Source organism: Nocardia sp. NPDC005998 (assembly GCF_040614395.1).
Lineage (GTDB): Bacteria > Actinomycetota > Actinomycetes > Mycobacteriales > Mycobacteriaceae > Nocardia.
In genome coordinates, this window is record NZ_JBEXUI010000001.1 from 505,253 (window position 1) to 526,332 (window position 21,080).

At 66.9% G+C, this 21,080-nt stretch carries 17 protein-coding genes; 7 read left to right on the forward strand and 10 right to left on the reverse strand.

The window, feature by feature from the left end; genetic code table 11:
- The first annotated feature begins 37 nt into the window (after nt 1-37).
- Nucleotides 38-673, forward strand: coding sequence for a TetR/AcrR family transcriptional regulator (locus tag ABZ293_RS02385; RefSeq protein ID WP_355176895.1), 636 nt, complete (start codon nt 38-40; stop codon nt 671-673).
- A gap of 209 nt (nt 674-882) precedes the next feature.
- Here the strand turns inward: ABZ293_RS02385 and ABZ293_RS02390 are convergent, their stop codons facing one another.
- Nucleotides 883-1,215: a helix-turn-helix transcriptional regulator gene (locus tag ABZ293_RS02390; RefSeq protein ID WP_355176896.1), complete on the reverse strand. Its 333-nt coding sequence runs from the start codon at nt 1,213-1,215 to the stop codon at nt 883-885.
- Entirely contained in the window at nt 1,212-1,583 is a 372-nt protein-coding gene (locus tag ABZ293_RS02395) for a type II toxin-antitoxin system RelE/ParE family toxin (protein ID WP_354961153.1), read from the reverse strand. Before ABZ293_RS02395 ends, ABZ293_RS02390 begins: the two co-directional genes overlap by 4 nt.
- Before the next feature lie 114 nt (nt 1,584-1,697).
- Between ABZ293_RS02395 and ABZ293_RS02400 the strand changes: the two genes are divergently transcribed.
- A complete protein-coding gene (locus ABZ293_RS02400) occupies nt 1,698-3,341 on the forward strand; it encodes an alkaline phosphatase D family protein (RefSeq protein WP_355176897.1) in 1,644 nt (547 codons plus the stop codon).
- 21 nt (nt 3,342-3,362) lie between these two features.
- On the opposite strand, the gene ABZ293_RS02405 is transcribed toward ABZ293_RS02400, so the two are convergent.
- The gene (locus ABZ293_RS02405; RefSeq protein WP_355176898.1) at nt 3,363-3,698 is read right to left on the reverse strand and encodes a hypothetical protein; all 336 of its coding nucleotides are present in this window, start codon (nt 3,696-3,698) and stop codon (nt 3,363-3,365) included.
- Nucleotides 3,699-3,773: 75 nt separating this feature from the next.
- On the opposite strand from ABZ293_RS02405, the gene ABZ293_RS02410 reads away from it, so the two are divergent.
- Nucleotides 3,774-4,349, forward strand: a complete 576-nt coding sequence (locus ABZ293_RS02410; RefSeq protein WP_355176899.1) for a TetR family transcriptional regulator — start codon at nt 3,774-3,776, stop codon at nt 4,347-4,349.
- Nucleotides 4,350-4,471: 122 nt separating this feature from the next.
- Here the strand turns inward: ABZ293_RS02410 and ABZ293_RS02415 are convergent, their stop codons facing one another.
- The 6 genes from ABZ293_RS02415 to ABZ293_RS02440 all read right to left on the reverse strand — a co-directional run bounded on the left by ABZ293_RS02415 (nt 4,472) and on the right by ABZ293_RS02440 (nt 15,847).
- The gene (locus tag ABZ293_RS02415; RefSeq protein WP_355176900.1) at nt 4,472-8,245 is read right to left on the reverse strand and encodes a multifunctional oxoglutarate decarboxylase/oxoglutarate dehydrogenase thiamine pyrophosphate-binding subunit/dihydrolipoyllysine-residue succinyltransferase subunit; all 3,774 of its coding nucleotides are present in this window, start codon (nt 8,243-8,245) and stop codon (nt 4,472-4,474) included.
- 96 nt (nt 8,246-8,341) lie between these two features.
- A complete protein-coding gene (locus ABZ293_RS02420) occupies nt 8,342-12,073 on the reverse strand; it encodes an ABC transporter ATP-binding protein (RefSeq protein WP_355176901.1) in 3,732 nt (1,243 codons plus the stop codon).
- A gap of 141 nt (nt 12,074-12,214) precedes the next feature.
- Nucleotides 12,215-12,997, reverse strand: a complete 783-nt coding sequence (locus ABZ293_RS02425; RefSeq protein ID WP_355176902.1) for an ABC transporter permease — start codon at nt 12,995-12,997, stop codon at nt 12,215-12,217.
- Nucleotides 12,994-13,980, reverse strand: coding sequence for an ATP-binding cassette domain-containing protein (locus tag ABZ293_RS02430; protein WP_355176903.1), 987 nt, complete (start codon nt 13,978-13,980; stop codon nt 12,994-12,996). Before ABZ293_RS02430 ends, ABZ293_RS02425 begins: the two co-directional genes overlap by 4 nt.
- Nucleotides 13,977-14,708, reverse strand: coding sequence for a hypothetical protein (locus tag ABZ293_RS02435; RefSeq protein ID WP_355176904.1), 732 nt, complete (start codon nt 14,706-14,708; stop codon nt 13,977-13,979). Before ABZ293_RS02435 ends, ABZ293_RS02430 begins: the two co-directional genes overlap by 4 nt.
- A 113-nt stretch (nt 14,709-14,821) precedes the next feature.
- Complete coding sequence (locus tag ABZ293_RS02440; protein ID WP_355176905.1) at nt 14,822-15,847, reverse strand: glutathione S-transferase C-terminal domain-containing protein; 1,026 nt, start codon at nt 15,845-15,847, stop codon at nt 14,822-14,824.
- A 70-nt stretch (nt 15,848-15,917) separates the two neighbouring features.
- On the opposite strand from ABZ293_RS02440, the gene ABZ293_RS02445 reads away from it, so the two are divergent.
- On the forward strand, nt 15,918-16,712 hold the full coding sequence (locus ABZ293_RS02445) for an enoyl-CoA hydratase/isomerase family protein (protein WP_355176906.1): 795 nt from the start codon (nt 15,918-15,920) through the stop codon (nt 16,710-16,712).
- Nucleotides 16,713-16,807: 95 nt separating this feature from the next.
- Nucleotides 16,808-18,076 (forward strand): AMP-binding protein, encoded by a 1,269-nt coding sequence (locus tag ABZ293_RS02450; protein WP_355176907.1) that lies wholly within the window; start codon nt 16,808-16,810, stop codon nt 18,074-18,076.
- A 1-nt stretch (nt 18,077) separates the two neighbouring features.
- Here ABZ293_RS02450 and ABZ293_RS02455 read toward each other — a convergent pair whose 3' ends face one another.
- Nucleotides 18,078-18,824 (reverse strand): tyrosine-protein phosphatase, encoded by a 747-nt coding sequence (locus ABZ293_RS02455; protein ID WP_355176908.1) that lies wholly within the window; start codon nt 18,822-18,824, stop codon nt 18,078-18,080.
- A gap of 429 nt (nt 18,825-19,253) precedes the next feature.
- Here ABZ293_RS02455 and ABZ293_RS02460 point away from each other — a divergent pair, with 429 nt between their 5' ends.
- Together ABZ293_RS02460 and ABZ293_RS02465 are read left to right on the forward strand one after the other, a co-directional pair.
- Nucleotides 19,254-19,733: a TetR family transcriptional regulator gene (locus ABZ293_RS02460; protein ID WP_355176909.1), complete on the forward strand. Its 480-nt coding sequence runs from the start codon at nt 19,254-19,256 to the stop codon at nt 19,731-19,733.
- 126 nt (nt 19,734-19,859) lie between these two features.
- Entirely contained in the window at nt 19,860-21,038 is a 1,179-nt protein-coding gene (locus ABZ293_RS02465) for an amino acid deaminase/aldolase (RefSeq protein WP_355177138.1), read from the forward strand.
- The last annotated feature ends 42 nt before the right edge of the window (nt 21,039-21,080 follow it).

Sequence of the window (21,080 nt, forward strand, 5' to 3'; positions counted from 1 at the left end):
GTCAACAGTATTGACCATCGTTCAGTAAGATGTCCGTGTGAGTCGCAAAGGTGCCGGTGAAGTGGTGAAGCGAACCCGCCTGAGCCCGGAAGAACGTCGCACGCAGCTGATCACCTTGGGCGCCGAGATGCTTGGTGACCGCGCCATCGAGGACATCTCGATCACCGAAATCGCCGAAGCGGCCGGGATCTCCCGCGGCCTGCTCTTCCACTACTTCCCGACCAAACAGGACTTCCAGCTGGCAATCGTCCGCCACGCCAATGCCGAGCTACTGGAGCGCATCGCACCCGACCGCACCCTCGGGGTGTTCGAGATGCTGCGCGATTCGATCGAGCGCTACATCGAATACGTCGGCGAGAACCGCAATTCGTATGTATCGCTACTGCGCGGCCCGACCAGTGTGAGCGCCGAGGTGCTCCCGCTCGTCGACCAGACTCGCAATGTCATCATCGACATCATCCTGACCGAAGTGCCCGTCGATATTCCGGACACCGACCGCCCCCGCCTCATCCTCGCCATGCGCGGCTGGATCGCCTTCGTCGAGGAGACCACTCTCACCTGGCTCCGCCACGAAATGATCACCCGCGAACAGTTGGTCGACCTGCTGGTTGAATCCCTACTCGCACTGGCACTTTCGCTCAATCCCGCACTGGCTGCCGCGCTGCGTGGGTGATCTGCGGTTTCGAGTACTTCTGGAAGATCGCGTAAACATTTCCTCCTGTGCAGCGGGTCCGTTGCGTCAGCGAAGATCGAGCACGTCGATGCGGGATGGCGAGCCTTCGCAAGGCCGTCGCCGGCGGCAAGCAACCGACGAAGCGCGATCGCAATTGGCGGCGGTCGAAACGCTGATGTCGATGCGGCGGGGCTAGGGCTAGTTCGAGGTCAGGCGACTTTCCAGGTTCGGTCCCCGAGAGTGACAACGACTTCGATTGTCCCGCCGAGTGCTGTGACATAGGCCTTGACGGTGTCGATTCCGGCGATCTCGCCGCGTTCGATCTTCGAGATCCTGGCCTGCGATACGCCGAGTGCTTCGGCCAGATTTACTTGTGTGAGACCCGCCGCCTTACGCATCTCGGCCAGCTGATGCCCCCGCACATACGCCTCGCGTCGCTCGCGTGCCGCAGCCGCGCCCGCTTTCCGCTCGGCATCGGGGCGTGGGTCGACTGCCCTCGCCTTCGCCCTGACGTCTTTCCACTTCACATATTCGGTACTCATCGTTGTTGCTCCTCTAGCGCTTCGAGGTGCTCCATGAAACGCCTGTCGGCCAATGGGATCGCATCGCGATACCACTTCTGCCAGTTACCCGACTTGTCTCCCGCGACGAGGACGATTGCCTCTCTGGCTGGGTCGAATGCGAAGAGCATTCGGATCTCGGTAGTCCCAGTCGAGGGAGGTCTCAACTCTTTCATGTTGTGATAGCTGCTGCCCTTGATCCGGTCGACCAACGGCCGCCCAGCGCAGGGGCCTTCTTCGGCAAGTTGATCGAGTGCATCCTCGATCAGATCGCCTGTTTCGGGATCACTCACGCAGATCGCCAAGTACCACGATTCCACCTCCGGATGAAGACTGATCTCCCAGCTCACCGACACGAGTATAACTTAATTGTCATACTCGCAAATCGGTGTACCCGACGTGACCGTGCATCGTCACAGTGAACTCGCAGGCGGGCGGCGGCGTTGATGGGGATACCCTGACGTATGGGTCTGGCGCGGCGGAAGTTGTTGCGGTTCGGTGCCGCTGGGTCGGTTGCGGTGTTGGTGGGGGCGTCTGCGGCGAGTAGTGCGCGGTTTCGGGCGCCGCGGTGGTTGGGGGATCCGTTTACGTTGGGGGTGGCTTCGGGGGATCCGGTGCCGGATGGGGTGGTGTTGTGGACGCGGCTGGCGCCGGATCCGTTCGCACCGGATGGGCTCGGCGGGATGGCGCAGCGTCCGGTGAGCGTGGACTGGGAAGTCGCGCACGATGAGCAGTTTCGGCAGGTGGTGGCGCGGGGGACGGCCGTCGCGACCCGTGAACTCGCGCATTCCGTGCACCCCGAAGTTGGCGGGTTGGAGCCGAATCGCTGGTACTTCTACCGATTTCGCGCGGGCTCGGCGATCTCACCGATCGGCCGTACCCGCACCGCCCCCGCGCTGGGGCAGCCCACGGCGCGCATGCGTTTCGCCTTCGCCTCCTGTCAATCGTGGAGTTCCGGCTACTACACCGCGTATCAGCATATGAGTGCCGAAGATCTCGATCTGGTTGTGCACCTTGGTGATTACATCTACGAACGAGGCTGGACGCGCGGTCGCGTCGGCATGTCGGTGGAGCCGCAATTCCAAGCCGAAGCCGTCGATCTGCCCGGCTACCGACTGCGCTATGCCCAGGCCAAGGCCGAGCGCCCGTTGCGCGCCGCCCATGCCGCCTTCCCCTGGCTCGTCACCTTCGACGATCACGAGGTCGACAACAACTGGGCGGGAGACTCACCCGGTATCGGATTCGATATCTACCGCATTCCCAAGCTCTTTCGCGGCCGCCGTGCCGCTGCCTTCCAGGCAATGTACGAACATCAGCCCTTGCGCATCGCGGCCCTGCCCGCCGGCTCGACCATGCACATCCACCGCCGCTACAGCTTCGGCGACCTCGCCGAAATCACCATGCTGGACACCCGCCAGTACCGCTCGGCGCAGGCTTGTGGCGACGGCGGTCTGGTCGCGGACTGCCCCGACCGCTTCGTCTCGGACCGCACGATTCTCGGTGCGCAGCAACGGGATTGGCTGATCGATGGTTTCAGCAAGTCCACCACCCGCTGGCAGATCCTCGGCAACCAGGTCTCCATGGGCCAATCCGACTATGACCTCGGCCCCGGCGTCGCGACCGGCACCGACTCGTGGGACGGCTACGTATCCGACCGCAACACCATCCTCGGCGCCGCCGCCGACCGTGGCGTCCACAATCTGGTGGTCATCACCGGCGACCGCCACCAGAACCACGCCGCCAACCTCCGCGCGGACTACTCGAACCCCGAATCCCCGGTCGTGGCCTCCGAATTCATCGGCACCTCCATCACCACCAATGGCAACGGAAAGGATATGACCCCGACCGGCCGCACTCTCCTGGCCGCCAACCCCGACCTGAAGTTCTTCAACTCCCAACGCGGCTACTCCCGGGTCTCACTGGACCACGGATTGTGGCGCAACGACTTCCGAGTAGTCCCTTACGTCAACCGCCCCGGCGCACCCATCCACACTCGCGCCGCTTTTGTCGTGGAGAATCGGGTTCCCGGCGTCACCGAGGTGTCGGGCTCTGACAGCCGGACCGGGCAACATTCCGGAGCTGGAACCGTGGGCTCGCCGCCGCGCTGACGCTGATGACCACGAGGTAGATCAACGCGTGGCGGCGGCGCGTGGCGGATTGGCCAAACCCAGGGCGGAGTTGAGGCGATACGCGCCGCCGAGCCCGTGGAACACGGCCATGAGCAGCGCCCCGGCGACGGCGCCGCCGATACCCGCAAGGGCATGGGCGGGCAGATCGGCCCAGTAGCCGATCAGCGCCGCGAGGGCGAGCCCCAAGGTGCCGGCCACGGCATTGCGCAGCGAATCGTTGCCCCACACATTCGGAAACTGTTCGCCGACCATGCCTTTGATGAAATGCGGGACGGCATTGGCGCCCAGCACGCCGGCGAGCACGGACAGCAGGATCGTATGCCACATATCAGCCACCTATTTTCAGTCTACGGTCGTTGACCGAATACTAGCGACTCGATCGCGTTCGGTCAACGATCGTAGACTGAAAGCATGAGTTCCCATCCCACCCGCCGCGCCGAACAACGCGACCGCACCCAAGCCCGGATCCTGGACGCGGCGCGGCAGCTATTCGCGGAGGTCGGCTATGACCGGGCCACCATCCGCGCGATCGCGGCGGCAGCCGACACCGATCCGGGCCTGGTGATGCGCTACTTCGGATCCAAGGACAACTTGTTCGCCCAGGTCGCACAATTCGAACCGGACGAGCTGATCACCGGGACGCCGCCGGAGGCGGCCGAACAACTACTTGCCGCACTCGAACAGAAACTTGCCGAGCAGCCCACCGACGCACTGACCGCGATCCGCTCCATGCTCACCCACCCCGACGCCGCCACCGAGGTCCGATCCGCCATGGTCGCCCGCCAACAACAGGCCGCCCAACACCTGGCTCCCGACGACGCAACCCTCCGCGCCGGCCTCATCGGAGCCCTCACCATCGGCACCGTCATCGGCCGACACCTACTCCAACTCGACGCCCTGCACGACGCCCCACCGGACCGCGTAACCGCCCTCCTCCGCCGCGCCATCCACGCCATCGCCCACGACCCCCCAGAACCCAGCCACTAACCACACCCAGCGGTCAGCGGAGTCGTATTGCGATCGGGGGCGCGGCTACCCCGGATACAAAGAACGCCGGGCCGAATCGCTCTGCGGGAGAGCGGATTCGGCCCGGCGTTGGGGTGCGGCGACTACGCGGTCGGCTCGAAGGCCTCGGCGACGATTTCGGCCTGCTCCACGGCGTGGACCTTGGAGGAGCCCGAAGAGGGGGCCGACATGGCGCGGCGGGAGATGCGGCGGAGCTTGGTGAAGCGCTCCGGGAGCAGCTCGGGGAGGTTCAGGCCGAAGAAGGGCCAGGCGCCCTGGTTGGCCGGTTCCTCTTGGACCCAGGCGATATCGGTCGCATTGGGGTAGCCCGCAAGTGCCTCGTTGAGGCGGAACTTGGGCAGCGGGTAGAGCTGCTCGATGCGGACGATAGCGACGTCTTCGCGCTTCTGCTTGGCCTTTTCGGCAACCAGCTCGTAGTAGAGCTTGCCGCTGGTGAGCAGGACGCGCTTGACCTTATTGCGGTCGCCGATGCCCTGTTCGTAGGTGGGCTCGTCGAAGACCGAGCGGAACTTCGATTCGGTGAAGTCCTTCAGGTCCGAGACCACGGCCTTATTGCGCAGCATCGACTTCGGGGTGAAGACGATCAGCGGACGGCGGATGCCGTCGAGCGCGTGGCGGCGCAGCAGGTGGAAGTAGTTCGCCGGGGTGGACGGCACGGCGACCGTCATCGAGCCCTCGGCACACAGCTGCAGGAAGCGCTCGATGCGACCGGAGGTGTGGTCCGGGCCCTGTCCCTCGTGGCCGTGCGGCAGCAGCAGCACGACCTCCGAGAGCTGACCCCACTTGGCCTCACCGGAGGAGATGAACTCGTCGATGATGGACTGCGCACCGTTGACGAAGTCACCGAACTGCGCCTCCCACAACACCAGTGCGTCCGGGTTGCCCAGCGAGTAGCCGTATTCGAAGCCGACGGCGGCATATTCGCTCAGCGCCGAGTCGTGCACCGCGAACCAACCCGGAGTGGTGCTGCCGATGTTGTGCAGCGGGGTGTACTCCTCGGCCGTCTTGCGGTCGATGATCACCGAATGCCGCTGGGTGAACGTGCCGCGACGCGAGTCCTGGCCCGTCAGGCGCACCGCACGACCCTCGTCTATCAGCGTGCCGAAGGCGAGCAGTTCGGCGAAGGCCCAGTCGACCTTGCCCTCGTAGGCCATCTCGCGGCGCTTCTCCAGTACCGGCTTGACGCGCGGGTGCACGTTGAAGCCGTCCGGCACATTGAGGAATGCGTCGCCGATGCGCTGCAGCACCGTCTTGTCGACGGCGGTCAGGATGGTGGTCGGCACCTGCTGGTCGTCCTCGACCGATTCGCTCGGCTCCGGGACGTACTTCTCCAGCTCGCGCACCTCGTTGAAGACCCGCTCCAGCTGACCCTGGTAGTCACGCAGCGCGTCCTCGGCCTCTTTGAGCGAGATATCGCCACGGCCGATCAGGCTCTCGGTGTAGGCCTTGCGCACCGAGCGCTTGGTATCGATGACGTCGTACATTTCCGGCTGGGTCATCGACGGGTCGTCGCCCTCGTTGTGGCCGCGACGCCGGTAGCAGACCATGTCGATCACGACGTCCTTGCGGAACTTCTGGCGGAAGTCCACCGCGAGACGCGCCACCCAGTCGCAGGCCTCCGGATCGTCACCGTTCACGTGGAAGATCGGCGCGCCGATGAACTTCGCGATATCGGTGGAGTATTCGGTGGAGCGGCTGTTCTCCGGTGCGGTGGTGAAGCCGATCTGGTTGTTCACCACGATGTGGATGGTGCCGCCGACCCGGTAACCACGCAGCCCCGACAGGTTCAGCGTCTCCGCGACCACACCCTGACCCGCGAACGCGGCGTCACCGTGCAGCATCAGCGGCATGACGGAGAAACCCTCCGGCCCGTCGCCCTTGTCCAGCAGGTCCTGCTTGGCGCGCACCAGACCCTCGAGCACCGGGTCGACCGCCTCCAGGTGCGAGGGGTTGGCGGTGAGCGAGACCTCGATCTCGTTGTCGCCGAACATCTGCAGGTAGGTGCCGCGCGCGCCGAGGTGGTACTTCACGTCGCCGGAGCCGTGGGTGGCAGCCGGGTTCATATTGCCCTCGAACTCGGTGAAGATCTTCGAGTACGGCTTGCCGACGATATTGGCGAGCACATTGAGGCGACCGCGGTGCGGCATACCGATGACGACCTCGTCGAGCGAATGCTCGGCGCACTGGTCGATGGTGGCATCCATCATCGGGATGACGGCCTCGGCGCCCTCGAGCGAGAAGCGCTTCTGCCCGACGTACTTGGTCTGCAGGAAGGTTTCGAAGGCCTCCGCCGCATTCAACCGGTTCAGGATGTACTTCTGCTGTGCGACAGTCGGCTTGACGTGCTTCTGCTCGACCCGCTCCTGAATCCACTGCAGCTGCTCGGTTTCCAGGATATGGGTGTACTCCACACCGACGTGGCGGCAGTAGGCATCGCGCAGCACCGAGAGCACATCGCGCAGCTTCATCCGCTCCTGGCCGTGGAAGCCCGCGACATCGAAGGTGCGGTCCAGGTCCCAGAGGGTGAGGCCATGCTGGGTGACATCGAGGTCCGGATGGCTGCGGAACTTGTCCTTGACCAGCCGCAGCGGATCGGTGTCGGCCATCAGGTGGCCGCGGTTGCGGTAGGCCGCGATCATCTCGAGCACGCGGGTGCTCTTGTCGACGCCGCGTTCCTTGACGTCCTTGCGCCAGCGCACCGGCTCGTAGGGCACGCCAAGGCCGTGGAAGATCTCGTCGTAGAACTCGTCGCTGATCAGCAGGTTGTGGATGGTCCGCAGGAAGTCGCCGGATTCCGCGCCCTGGATGATGCGGTGGTCGTAGGTCGAGGTCAGGGTCATCAGCTTGCCGATGCCGAGCTCGTTGATGCGCTCGTCGCTCATACCCTGGAATTCGGCGGGGTACTCCATCGCGCCGGCGCCGATGATCGCGCCCTGGCCCGGCATCAGCCGCGGCACCGAGTGCACGGTGCCGATGGTGCCCGGGTTGGTCAGCGAGATGGTGACGCCGGTGAAGTCGTCGATGCCGAGCTTGCCGTCGCGGGCGCGGCGCACGACGTCCTCGTAGGCGGTGTGGAACTGCCCGAAGGTCATGGTCTCGCAGCCCTTGATGGCCGCGACGGCCAGCGAGCGGTTGCCGTCCTTACCCTGCAGGTCGATGGCCAGACCGAGGTTGGTGTGCGCGGGGGTGATCGCGTTGGGCTTGCCGTCGATCTCGGCGAAGTGCCGGTTCAGATTCGGGAACGCCTTGACCGCCTGCACGATCGCGTAGCCGAGCAGGTGGGTGAAGGAGATCTTGCCGCCGCGGGTGCGGGCGAGATGGTTGTTGATGACCAGGCGGTTGTCGATCATCAGCTTCGCCGGAATGGCGCGCACGCTGGTCGCGGTCGGAACGGCCAGCGACGCGGACATGTTCTTCACCACGGCGGCGGCCGGGCCGCGCAGGATCTTCGCCTCGTCGGTCGCGGTGTCGGCGGGCTTCGGCGCGCCGGACGTGGGCGCGGCATTCGAGGTCGGCGCGGGAGTCGTCTGCCGCGCGCGGGTGGTGACCGGCGCGGGTGCGGGAGGCTTGGGGGCCGCCGGGGCAGGTGCCGCCGGGGCGGGGGCCGCTGGGGCCGCGTTCACCGGCGCGGGGGCCGGGGCCGGGGTGGCCACCTGCGCGGGCGCGGCCGTCGGCGCGGCGGCCTGACTGTTACCAGAATCACCCGCGACTTCGGGCGTGTAATCGGCGAGGAACTCGTGCCAACTCGCGTCTACTGAAGATGGATCCTGTTTGTACTTTTGATACATCTCATCGACTAGCCACTGGTTCTGTCCGAACTGGGAAGTTGAGCTGCTCACAGCAGGTGTTCGCCTCATTTCGTTCTTCGCGCTGCGACGTTTGTGACGTGCCCGGCACGGGGATCAGCGGATGCGCGCCGATGCGCCCTCTCTGAGGATAGGCCCAGCAGCAAATCAGCGGACCGACTGACCACCGGACAAACCCGCTCCCAAAGATGACGACCCGTCCTCGCTCGAGAATATTCCCCCCGCTTCGCTGGCCGCCGCCCAGAGCTGGGCATAGGGCCCATCGGCCACCAGCAGCACCTCGTGCGGTCCGATCTCGGCGATTCGTCCGTGTTCGACCACGGCGATCCGATCGGCGCGCGCGGCGGTACCGAGCCGGTGCGCGACGACGACGGTGGTGCGGTCCCGGGCCAGCGATCGGCTCGCTACCAGGACCGATGCCTCGGTCTCCGGGTCGAGGGTCGCGGTGGCCTCATCGAGCAGCAGCAGATCAGGGCGCACGAGTTCGGCACGGGCCAGTGCGATCAGTTGGCGCTGGCCCGCCGAGAGGCCGCGGCCGCGCTCGCCGACCGGGTGGCGCATGCCCTGCGGCAGTGCGGCGATCATGTCGGCCGCACCGACCGCGGTGGCGGCGGCCACGATCTCCGCTTCGGTCGCGGATGGTTTCCCGAAGGCAATGTTGCTGGCGACGTCGCCGGTGAACAGGTGCGCTTCCTGAGGGACTATGCCGAGCCGGGAGCGGTAGTCGGCCAGGCGGTAGTGCCGGATATCGATGCCGTCGACATGGATGGTGCCGGTTGGCTCGGCGTCGTCGGGTAGGTCGTAGAGCCGGGCCAGCAGTTTGACGATGGTCGACTTGCCCGCACCGGTCGGGCCGACCAGCGCCAGCGTCGAACCCGGCGGGATGCGCAGGGATACCCCGTCGAGTGCGGGTCTTTCGGTGCCCGGGTAGTGGAAGTGGATGTCGTCGAGGACGACCTCGCCGCGCAGGCCGTGGTCGATCGCGACCGCGTCCGGTGGATCGGCGGCGATCGAGGACGGGGTGCGCAGCAGATCGCCGATGCGGCGCAGGCCGACGCGCGCCTGCTGATAGCCGTCGAATACCTGGGACAACTGCAGGATCGGGCCGAAGAGCAACTGCAGATACAGCACGAAGGCGATGAGGGTGCCCGCGGTGGTCGCGTCCTCGGCAACCTCGCGGGCACCGAAATACACGACCGCGGCCAACGCCAGATCGGCCCAGGCGATGACGAAGGCGAAGTACATCGCGATGGCCCGCTGGGCGCGCATCCGGCTGGCGCGGTAGCGATCGGAGTATTCGGCGAAGCGGCGGGCGGCGACCGGCTCGTGCCGGTTGGCCTGGACGGCGCGCAGGCCGGAGACGTTCTCCTGGAAGTCGGCGTTGACGGTCGAGACGTGTTCGCGCGAGACGGTGTATGCGGTAGTGGAGACCCGGCGGAAGAGCACCGTCGCCACCAGCAGCGGCGGCAGCGCGATCAGCACCACCGTGGCCAGCGAGGCATCGATGACCAGCAGTGCCACCGCGATCCCGACCAGGGTGAGCAGGCCGATCAGCGTGGTCGCCACGCCGGTCTGCAGGAAGGTCGACAGCGCGTCCACATCGGTGGTCATCCGGGTCATGATGCGGCCGGACAGCTCGCGTTCGTAGTAGTCCAGACCCAGCCGCTGCAGGTGTGCGTAGCTGCGCACACGCAGGCCGTAGAGCACGCGTTCGCCGGTGCGCGCGGTGAGTACGGTGGTCGCCGCGCCGACCGCGAGGCCGAGGACCACCAGTACCGCCCCGAGCGTTCCGGCGCGGGCGAGGGCGACCGAATCATGCCCGCTCACACCGGTATCGATGGCGTAGCGCACGATCGGCGGGAAGGCGACGCCGATCAGTGTGTCGAGTGCGAGCAGGGTGATGACGCTCAGCACCAGCCAGCGCACCGGCCGCAGCAGCCGAGCGAGCCGGAACTCGGGATCGGGTCGGCGCAGTTGCTCATCGTCGAGCCCGGGTTGTTCGGTGGCGGGTGGTAGACGCTCGATGGTGCGGCGCAATTCGGGAGTTTCGCTGAGATCGGCTGCCGCGCCCGAGAATCCGCCCGGTCCGCCGGTGGCCGTCGTGGCGCGGCCGAGACCGGCCGGCACGACCGGGGCAGTTGCGTCGGTTGCGTATGTGGCCGGGCCGGGGAGCCTGATCACCCGATCCGCATGGGCGAGTGTGGACTCCCGATGTGCCAGGATCAGCGTCGTGCGGCTGCCCGCATCGGGCAGCTTGTCGAAGATGGCCGCCTCGGTGACCGCGTCGACCGCGGAGGTTGCGTCATCGAGCACCAGAATTCGTGGCCGCGCCAATAGCGTTCGGGCCAGCGCGATCCGCTGCCGCTGCCCGCCGGACAGGGTCAACCCGCGCTCGCCGACCACGGTGTCATAGCCATCCGGCAGTTCGGTGATGAACTCGTCGGCCGCGGCGAGCTTTGCGGCATGCCGGATTTCGGCGTCGGTGGCCGCGGGACGGCCGAGGGCGATATTGGCGGCGATGGTGTCGCTGAACAGGAACGGGTCGTCGAAGACCACGCCGATCGCCGCGCGCAGATCGACCGCGCGCAGGTCGGCGATATCCACGCCCTTGGCGTCTCGCGGATCGGCCGTTGGATTGTCGGTTTTCGAGCGGGTGGCCCCCGCTCTCGAACTGGCGAATTCGTCCGCAGCGGTGCTGGATTCGGTTCCGAAAAGCCGAATGGTGCCGGAATCGGGGGCGTAGAAGCGGGGGAGCAGCAACGACAGCGTCGACTTTCCGGAGCCCGCGGGACCGATGATGGCCACGGTTTCGCCGGGGTGCACGGTGAGGTCGAGGTCGCGCAGGATCGGCTGGGCGGGATCGAATCCGAAAGTGAGGGCGTCGATGTCGATGCCGAGGGGTCCGTCGGGCAGGTCGGCAGGGACGGGTGGGTCGGCGATTTCGGGGGCGGCATCGATGACCTGGTAGACGCGTTCGGCCGCGGCTCGGGTCAGCTGCGCCATGATGACCACCGAGGACATGGTGCGGGTGGTGACCGTCATGGTGGTGACATAGGCGGAGAAGGCGAGGAAGGTGCCGATTCCGATGGACCCGTGCAGTGCGAGCAGGCCGCCGACGACGATGACCGCGACCAGCCCGGCTTGCGGAATGGTGGTGACCGCGGGCGCGAACCGCGCGTTGATCGCGGCGGCCCGCATGCGTTCGGCGTAGAGCGTGCGTCCGTGCTGTTCCAGTACCCGCACCATCCGGGCCTCCTGGCCGAAGCCCTTCACCACGCGGACGCCGGTGACCGTCTCTTCGACATGCTGCGCGACCTCGGCGGCTCGCTGCTGTGCCGACCAAGTCGCGGCGTAGAGCCGCGGCCGCATTCGGTAGACCAGCAGCGCGATCGCCGGGACGACCAACAGCGCGACAGCGGCGAGCGGCGGCGACAGCCACACCATGACGACGGCGGCGAGCAGGAATTCCAGCAGCGCCAAACCGGACAGCGGGACCATCGCCAGCAGGCCCTGCACCAGTTGGAGGTCGGTGATCGAGCGGGATACCACTTGGCCGGTGCGCAGTGCGTCCTGGCCGACTCCGTCGAGGCGTTGCAGTGAGCCGAGCAGGTCGATCCGCAGTGCGTGCTGGACGTCGAGTGAGAGCCGTCCGGCCAGCATGCGTCGTCCGAAGGCGGCCGAGAAGCGGCCGACCGCGACGAGGGCGAGTAGTCCGGCGACGGTGCCGATGACGGCGGTATCGCCGTGTCCCGCCGCGTCCACGGCGCGTTTCGTCAGCAGTGGTGCGGAGATTTCGACCAGTGCTCCGGCGATCAATGCGACCGCGATGCCCGCCACCGTTCCCCGGTGTGACCAGCACGCGGTCCACAGTCTGCGCATCCAGCCCGATTCATTCAATTGCGCTGCTCACCCGTCTTTGTCGGCTCATACCGACGGTAACGACGCGGATCGCCATCGGATTTGTTCCCCGCGGTACGGACAATTTCGGGGGCGCTGGTCCGATGGCGACCGGTTACGGGGTCAGATATCGCGTTTGCGGAGCAACCACCAGGCGCCGCCGCCGATGCCGAGGGTCCACAGCAGCAGGACCACCAGCGCGGCGGGAGTCGGGGCCAGGAAGTCGCTGTCGGTGAAGGAGTCGACCGCGACCGTACTGATGGTGGCTGCGCCGGGGAGCATGGTGACCATTCCGGCGAAGCCGATGGCCTTGGCGACGATCCAGAGCAATGGCTCGATGATCAGCAGCCAGCCGAGCATCGTGACGATCGCACCGGTGGAGGTGCGCAGTAGCAGGCCGAGACCCGCGCCGATCACCGACCAGCAGACCGCCGCGAGCAGGCCGCCGCCGAAGACCGCGAGCAGGCGCAGGCCGAAGTCGAATTTGCCGCGGCCGAAGGCGAGCAGACAGGCGAACGCCAGCAACTCGACCACGAATGTCATCGCCACTGCGAATCCGGCGGTGACCAGGAGTTTCGCGGCGGCGAGCCGGTCGCGGTCCGAGGTGAACAGTGCCGTGGACGGCATTGTCGCGTAACGGTATTCGGCGCCCGCCCCGGCGGCGCCGAAGGCCCCCGCGAGCACGATTGCGATGGCAAGGCCGATGTAGAGCCCGATGGTCGCGGCACCGGTCGCCGGATCGGATTTGGGGTTGGCCGGTCCGGCGGCCACCGCAGTGACCGTGCTCGCGACGAGGGCGATCGCGGGAATCAGCGCGGCCAGGATCCGGCTGGCGCGCAGTGTGGTGACCTTGCGGACCTCGGAATTGACGGCCGGAACGAGGTCCGGGGGCAGAACGGCGATCATCGTGGAATCCCCTGGGGCGTCGGTTGGGGCGGTGCGATCCCGGCGTAGGGGGCGGGCGGTGCTGGGCGGGCCGGTTTGACCAATGCTGCGAGCACTCGATCGGGATGGATCTGGTCGGCGATGATGCTGTCCACGCGCACACCGACCGCTGTCGCCGCCGCGCGGATCTGCGCTTCGGTCGCCTCGGCCACCGCGAGCCGTCCGTCCGGCCGGATCACCGCGTCGGTAAATCCCTGTGCGGCCAGCATGGTGGCCAGTGCGATCGGCGGGGACGCGGCGACGACCAGGCGATCGGGGTGGCCGCGCCGCAGCCGGGCGGGGGTGCCCTGGTAGACCACCGAACCCTCGCTCAGCACAATGATGTTGTCGGCGATCGGAATCACGGTCGCCAGGCTTTCGCTCGACAGCAGGACGGTGCCGCCGCGGCGGGTATGGCGCCGCAGGAAGTCCTGTAGCCACCCGCGTTCGGCGGCGTCGAGATCGGCCATCGGTTCGTCGAGGATCAATAGTTGTGGATCGCCGAGTAGTGCGGTCGCCAGTGCCAGTCGGGTCTGTGATCCGGCCGGTAGCGCACCCGCCCGCGTCCGCGCCCAGGCACCGAGGCCGACCGCCTGGATCACCTCGTCGACGCGCGCGTCCTCGATACCCGCGGCCGCCGCGTACACCAGCAGGTGATCGCGTGCCGAGCGCGCCGGATGCAGACCGCGCGGCATCAGCATGCCGCCGACGACGGCCGCGGGACGGCGCTGCGGCTCGCCGGGCCGTCGCGAGCCCGGCCCGCCGACCGCCGCGGTACCCGTGGTCGGTTCGAGCAGGCCGAGCAGGATGTGCAGAATCGTCGACTTACCCGCGCCCGCCGGCCCGACCAGGGCCGCGACCGTCCCGGATGGGACGGTGAAGCTGACGTTCTCGATCCCGGTGACCAGGTCGTAGCGCTTGCTCAGGCCGCGGACGGAGAACGCGAGCGGTCGGCCCGCGCTCATCGTGGCGTGGTCGGGGGTTGCGGCTTGACCGGATCCAGTGCAGGCAGCGGATCGGCATCGATGATCAGCTGGCGATCGGCGGGCCAGGTCACCGGCGCGGGCCCGAATGCCTTGCGCGCGTTGCCGATCGTGGTCTTGCCCAGCGTCCGGTTGCCGACACTGCCGATCACCGCGCCGATGCCAGCGGGCACCACCTTGCCCGCCATCAGGGCGGCCCGTTTGGTGATGAACCGGATGATGAATCGCTTGAGCAGCGAATCGTTCATGCTCGACAGGCCGGGAATCTTATTGGCGAACAGCGTGCCCCAGTTCTTCGCCGAATGACCCACGGTCTTCTCGACGATCTCCATCCCGCTCTCGCCGAGTACGACGGCGAGCACGAGTGCCCGCCGCGTCTCCTTGTCCTCGGGGGAGATGCCGTGCACGGCCGCGACGGCCAGCGTGAACACCGCGGACGCCTCCATGAAGAAGGTGGTCTCGGCACTCACCGCCGCGATCGCCGCGACGGTGCCGACCCCGGGCACCGCGGCGGTCGCGCCGACCGCACCGCCGCTGCCGGTCACCGCGAGCAGATACTGGTTCTCCAGCCGCTGGATGATCTGCGCGGGACTCTCCGACGGATGCGAACGCCGCAGCCGGTCCACGTACCTGGCGACGGCGGGCGCCTGCAGGCGTGACCCGGTATCGAGTAGCTGGACCACCGTCTTCTCGAACGTGCCTTTGAACACGGCGATATCCTCCTCTTCCGCCTGTACGGGATGAACCTTATGGCACCGACCGCCATCAACTCGTCATGACAACGATGTACCCGGTCGACCTGGTTCCCCGCATGTCGGTTCCATCACGCCGGTTCGCGCAGGGCAGCGACCCTTTCCGCGAGCGGTGGCGGTGGCGGCGGGGTGCCGTCGCCGAATGGTCTGCCGCCCAGCGCTTCTCGGCCGTGCGGGGTCAGCCAGTCGGTCAGCTCCGGGCCCTTGGGCACGATCCGCGTCGGGTTGATATCGGTATGCACGACGTAGTAGTGCACCTTGATCTGCTCGAAATCGACGGTGTCGCCGAACCCCGGCGTCTGATAGAGGTCGCGCGCATAGGCCCACAGCACCGGCATTTCGGTCAGCTTGCTGCGATTGGTCTTGAAGTGGCCGTGATAGACCGGATCGAATCGGACCAGTGTGGTGAACAGCCGCACGTCGGCCTCGGTAATGGTGTCGCCCACCAGGTATCGCTGGGTGGTCAGACGTTCGGACAGCCAGTCCAATCGGGCGAACAGCCGGTCGTAGGCTGTCTCATAGGCTTCCTGTGTCCCCGCGAATCCACACCGGTAGACGCCGTTGTTGACATCGTGGAAAACGGCCAGGTTCACCTCGTCGATCTCGGCCCGCAGCTCCGCCGGATACAGCTGCGGCGCACCCGGTCGATGGAATTCGGTCCACTCGGTGGCGAAGTCGAGCGTGATCTGCGGGTAGTCATTGGTCACCACCTGCCCGGTGGCGACCTCGACCATCGCCGGAACCGTGATGCCGCGCGGGTAGTCCGGGAATCGCGCCAGGTAGGCGTCGCGCAGCCGGGGAATGTTGAGCACCGGATCCACACCGCCGGGATCCAGATCGAAGGTCCAGCTGAGCCTGTCGTGGGTCGGACCGCACAGCCCCAGTGAGATCGCGTCCTCCAGTCCGAGCAGCCTGCGCACGATCAGCGTGCGGTTGGCCCAGGGGCAGGCTCGCGCGGCGATCAGGCGATAGCGGTCGGCCTCGACCGGGTATCCGTCGCGTCCGTCGGCGGTGATGCGGGTGGTGATGTAATTCGTATCTCGCTTGAACTCGCCAGACTCGACGTAAGAGGCAGTTTCCGATACCGACTTGGTCACTCGAATAGTCTGGCAGATCGAGATTTCAGGGTATGGCCGTCGCCGGAGCGGGTGAGCCTAGTCTTGCCCAATGAGTGATACGAAGGCCACCCGACTGACCCGGGAATCCACCGATGGCGGCGCCGAGGTCGCGACCCTCACCCTGGCCAATCCGCCGCTGAATCTCTTCGACCAGTCGATGCTCGACGCGCTCATCGACGATCTTGCCGATCTGTCGGCGAATCCGCCGCGCGCGGTGCTGCTGCGGGCCGAGGGCAAGCTGGTCTCCGGCGGTGTCGACGTGCACGTCTTCGACGGTCTGACGATCGAGCAGGGCGCCGAGCTGTGGCGCACCCTGTTCGCGCAGATCATCCATCCGCTGGAGGCGCTGCCGTGTCCGGTGGTCTTCGCCGCGCACGGCCTGACCCTGACCGCCGCCTTCGAAATGGCGCTGGCCTGCGACATCATCTTGGCCGCGCCGAAGGCGAAATTCGGTCTGGTGGAGACGGTCGTCGGCCTGACCCCGTCGATGGGCGGCCCGCAGCGGCTGGCCGAGCGTGCCGGATCGGGCCGGGCCCGCGAATTCGTGATGACCGGCGACCTCTACGACGCCGCGACCATGGCCGAATGGGGCGTGGTGAACGCCATCCACGACGACGTCGACACCGCCGCACGGGATTTGACGAATCGGCTGGCCCAGGGGCCGACCAGGGCGCATGCCGCGACCAAGCAGATCATCGAGGCGTGGCGCTCCGGTGGTGTGGCACATGCGGATTCGGTGACCCCGCAGGTGTCGGGCGCGCTGTTCGACACTGCGGATCTGCGCGGCGCGGTGCGCAGCTTCCTGGAGGTCGGACCCGGGAAGGCCACTTATACCGGTCGGTGACGGCCAGGACACGTTCCTCCCCTATGCCCACGAAATTGTGACTCGCGTCATATAGTCGCAAGAGCCTGCAAGCTCGAGGCGTGTGCGGAGGACCCATGTCGCAGTTCTTGGTCGAGTACCCACCGAATCATCCGCATGCCCGCGATGCTCCGCTGGCTCGTGGCGCCGACGGGGTGCTGCGCTACGGCAATCTCACCCCCGCGCTGACCGAACTATTGGATCTGCAGGTGCACGCCTTCTCGACCAGGGAGGCGGTGGTGGAGATCGGCGGCCCCCGGCTGACCTATCGGGAGCTGTGGCACTCCGCCTCCCGCATCGCGGGCGGCCTGCAGGAACACGGCATCGGCTTCGGCGACCGGGTCGCCATCCACATGCCAGCGGGTGCGCGCTGGGTGCAGGCGTTCCTCGGCGCGCTGCTGAGCGGCGCGGTCCCGGTGTTGGTGCACGACGGACTGCCCGATGCGGTGGCCGAGCGGGTGATCGCGGACAGCAGTACCGATTTCGTACTCGGTGGCGATAGCGAGGCCCTGCCCGACGGCGCCGCCTACATCGATGACGGTGCGGCACTGAGTGATCTGGCGCTGCTCTGCTACACCAGCGGCACCGGGGTGTGTCCGATCAACACCACCGTCGCGCCCAAGGGTGTCGAGCTGACCAACGAAAACCTGCTCTCGGCAATTCGTTCCGTTGTCGCGGCGCTGGACCTGCCGACCGACGGCCTGCGCAATCTGCTGCTGCTGCCGCTGGCGCATGCGAGCGGCTGTGTGGACCAGATGCTGCCGACCTTCGCGGTCGGCGGCACTGTCGTCCTCGCGCCGGGGCGCCGAAGACTCGCCGAAACCATTGTCTCCGAACGGATCGATATGGTTTCCGCGACACCACGCATCTTCGCCCGGCTGCTGCCCGAGCTCGCGGCGCTGCGCACCGAGGGGCTGTGCACCGAGGGCATCGTCCGGGTCAGCAATGCGGGCCATCGCGGCGAACGCGTCGCCGATGCCACCGATCCCGCGGATCTGGCCGCCACACTGCGGGATATATTCCCCGCCGCCCGGCGGTGGTCGGTCTGGGGCGCGACCGAAACCAGCGGCATCGGCCTGGTCGTCGACGGTGAAACCGACACCGCACCCGGTGCCGATCCGATACTCGGCTTCGCCTTCGGCGGTACGGAATTGGCGCTGTGGGGGCCGCAGGCGCAGGCCGGACACGGCGAATTACTATGTCGCGGGCCCAATGTCACCCGCCGCTACTGGAACGATCCGGAGACCACCGCGGACCGCTTCACCGGAAGTTGGTTCCACACCGGCGATCAGGTCAGCATCGATGCCGACGGTCTGGTCCGGCGCGAACGGGCGCAGGCCGGGTAGCTCACTCGAGCAGCCGATCGCGCAGCCGTTCGCGCAGCTGTGCGGTGAATCCGATGGCGGTCAGATAGGACTCGACATCGCCGTGCTGTTCGCGCACCGCATCCGTCGCGACCTGCAGGTAGTCCTCGCGGACGCCCAGGATATCGATGGAGAGTTCAACTCCCGCAGTGAGTTTCGGTGCCATCATGGCGCGTAGGGCGGGGACGGCGTCATTGCTGGCCAGGAAGTCGGCGAGCAGATCGGCCTCGCTGACCGCGACCGCGCGCAGCAGGGTGGCGATGGCCCAGCCGGTGCGGTCCTTACCGGCCGCGCAGTGCACGAGCACGGCACCGTCGCCGCTGGCGATCGTCTCGGCGATGGCGATAATCGCGGTATTCGCCTCGGGCAGGGTCGGGAAGTACCGGTAGACCTCGAGCATGTGCGCGAATGCGGAGTTGGTCTGTGCATCGTGCGGCGGCGCCTCAGCCATCCGGGAGTCGAACGGAGTGAGGTTCAGTCGCACGCCGTCGGGCAGGTTGTCGTGGCCGATGTGGTCGATCTCGCGGGGCCCGCGCAGGTCGTAGACGTCGGTGACGCCGAGTTCGCGCAGGATGGCGTGCCCGGGCAGATCCAGGCCGCTCAGCTGAGCCGAGCGCAACAGCACGCCGGGGCGGATCCGCGCGCCGTCGATGGTGCGCAGACCGCCGAGATCGCGGAAGTTGAAGGTGCCGGTCAGGTAGAACTGGTCGGCCGAGGGCGAGAGAGTCACCGATCAAGGCTAACCAGACGACGGGGTCACCGAGGTGTCGATCGAGAGGCCAATACAGAACCGCTGGCTGTCCAGTTTGCGAGGCTTCTGATGTGTGATCCGACACATCTTGCCGGAAGGGGAACAAGTCGGCCCGTAGTCTGGTCAATGGTGTTGTTCGGGCGGGCAGTGCGAGAGTGACGCCCCTGGAAGCGATTCCGGCGGATACCGATCGATCGCAGCGGCATTCCGTTTGGGTAACAAAACATTCTTCCAGTCTGGAAATACCCAACGAACCCGTTCTTAAACCCCGGAAACCCTCTACCATTGATGAATGTTGGACTGGGCATCCAGGGAAATCCCGATCGGAAGATTCATGATCGCGGTTCGCCATGTTCAGCGAGCCGTGCCGATCAGGGCGCGTGAGTTCTTTCCCCGAGGGAGTCGGCGTTGAGCGTACGTGGAGAAATGGCAGCGGTTCGGTTGCGGCCGACCATCTGCGAGGCCGTCGAGAAGGCGGCTGCCTCACTCGATTTCACCGGAGTGCGAGCACTTCGGGTGTTACTGCATGCCGGTGCCAGCGCTTACTGGCCCCTGGTCAAGGCTGAACCGGCCAAACAGGCGCGGGCGTACGAGGCGACAGCACATCAGTTGGTCGAGCGCTGGGACGGGCAGACCGAATGTGTCGCCGATCCGAAGGCCTCGGCCCTGTTCCGGGAGATGGATTCCGAGGCGGCGAGCTTCCTGGCGCTCTGTGCCGACCGGTCGGGCACGCAGTGGTTGGAGCCGGTGGATGCCATCGCGACCTATGCGGTCTCGGTACTGCAGGGCACGGTGCTGCGCTGGCTCGCCGATTGCAATGACGAGACGACCCTCGTGGTGCTCGACGACCTGGTCAGCAGCTTGGCCACCAGGGCGGTCGAAGTCTGACCCTGCGCGGTACTGGACGTTTGACCAGTTAAATGGTTGAGTTGTTCCGTGAGCGAGCGCAGCGAGCGAACCGTCAACACAGCACCTTCGGGCACGGCGGAGCCGAGCGTCAGCGAGGCCGCGGGCGTGACCGAAACGTCGCCGATTGCTGGACTGCATGCGGCCACGGCCGAGCTGGACCCGCCGCTGGCCGCCCTCGACCTGACCGCACTGCGTGCCAATGCCGCTGACCTGGTCCGTCGCGCGGGTGGGGTGCCCATCCGGGTGGCGAGTAAATCGGTGCGCTGCCGGGCGGTACTCGAGCAGGTGCTCGGCACCGGACTCACCGCGGCCGGCGGCTTCGCGGGCATCATGTCGTATTCCCTGGCCGAGGCCATCTGGCTGGTCCGGCTCGGCGCCCGCGATGTGCTGCTGGGCTATCCGACCGTCGACCGTGCGGCGCTGGCCGAACTCGCCGCCGATGACACCCTGCGCGAATCCATCACCTTGATGGTCGACGATGTCGCGCAGCTGGAACTGATCCGCGCCGCGGTCGGCACCGATCTGGTGCGGCCGCGAATCTGCCTCGATGTGGACGCCTCGCTGCGCATCGGACCGCTGCACCTTGGCGTTCGGCGCTCGCCGATCCGCACAGCCGAACAGGCCGCCGCGCTCGCGCGTGCCGCGCTGAGTCGCGGTTTCGATGTGGTCGGCGTGATGACCTATGAGGCGCAGATCGCCGGACTGCCCGACTCCAATATCGCTGTGCGCCTGGTGAAGCGGGCCTCGGCGGCCGAAATCGCGAAGCGCCGCGGGCAGGTTCTCGATGCGGTGCGCTCGGTGGTCGGCAAGCTGGCGATCGTCAATAGCGGCGGCTCCGGATCCATCGAGGTCAGCACTGCCGATTCGGATGTGACCGAGGTGACCGCGGGCTCCGGGCTTTATGTGCCGACCCTGTTCGATCACTATCGCTCCTTCACCCCGCGCCCCGCGCTGTTCTTCGCGACATCGGTGCTGCGCAAGCCGACCCCGTCCATCGCAACGGTTTTCGCGGGCGGTTACATCGCCTCCGGTCCGACCGGGCCGTCCCGGGTGCCGAAGCCGGCGTGGCCCGCTGGTTTGAAGCTGCTCGGCACCGAGGGTGCGGGCGAGGTGCAGACCCCGCTGTCCGGGGCGGCCGAACTGCGGATCGGTGATCGGGTGTGGTTCCGGCATGCCAAGGCCGGTGAGCTGTGCGAGCGGTTCAACGAGGTGCATCTCGTCGACGGCGACGGCACGCGCACGACGGTGCCCACCTACCGCGGTGAGGGCAACTGCTTCGGCTGAGCCGGCGGCAATTGTGAATTCGCCGTGGTTGCGAGGGTGAAT

Coding starts and splice junctions, on each gene's coding strand:
- ABZ293_RS02430 (WP_355176903.1), bottom strand. CDS start 13,980: ATGAGCGCGGGCCGACCGCTCGCGTTCTCCGTCCGCGGCCTGAGCAAG.
- ABZ293_RS02410 (WP_355176899.1), top strand. CDS start 3,774: ATGAGTTCCCATCCCACCCGCCGCGCCGAACAACGCGACCGCACCCAA.
- ABZ293_RS02450 (WP_355176907.1), top strand. CDS start 16,808: ATGTCGCAGTTCTTGGTCGAGTACCCACCGAATCATCCGCATGCCCGC.
- ABZ293_RS02420 (WP_355176901.1), bottom strand. CDS start 12,073: ATGCGCAGACTGTGGACCGCGTGCTGGTCACACCGGGGAACGGTGGCG.
- ABZ293_RS02425 (WP_355176902.1), bottom strand. CDS start 12,997: ATGATCGCCGTTCTGCCCCCGGACCTCGTTCCGGCCGTCAATTCCGAG.
- ABZ293_RS02390 (WP_355176896.1), bottom strand. CDS start 1,215: ATGAGTACCGAATATGTGAAGTGGAAAGACGTCAGGGCGAAGGCGAGG.
- ABZ293_RS02415 (WP_355176900.1), bottom strand. CDS start 8,245: ATGAGGCGAACACCTGCTGTGAGCAGCTCAACTTCCCAGTTCGGACAG.
- ABZ293_RS02400 (WP_355176897.1), top strand. CDS start 1,698: ATGGGTCTGGCGCGGCGGAAGTTGTTGCGGTTCGGTGCCGCTGGGTCG.
- ABZ293_RS02445 (WP_355176906.1), top strand. CDS start 15,918: ATGAGTGATACGAAGGCCACCCGACTGACCCGGGAATCCACCGATGGC.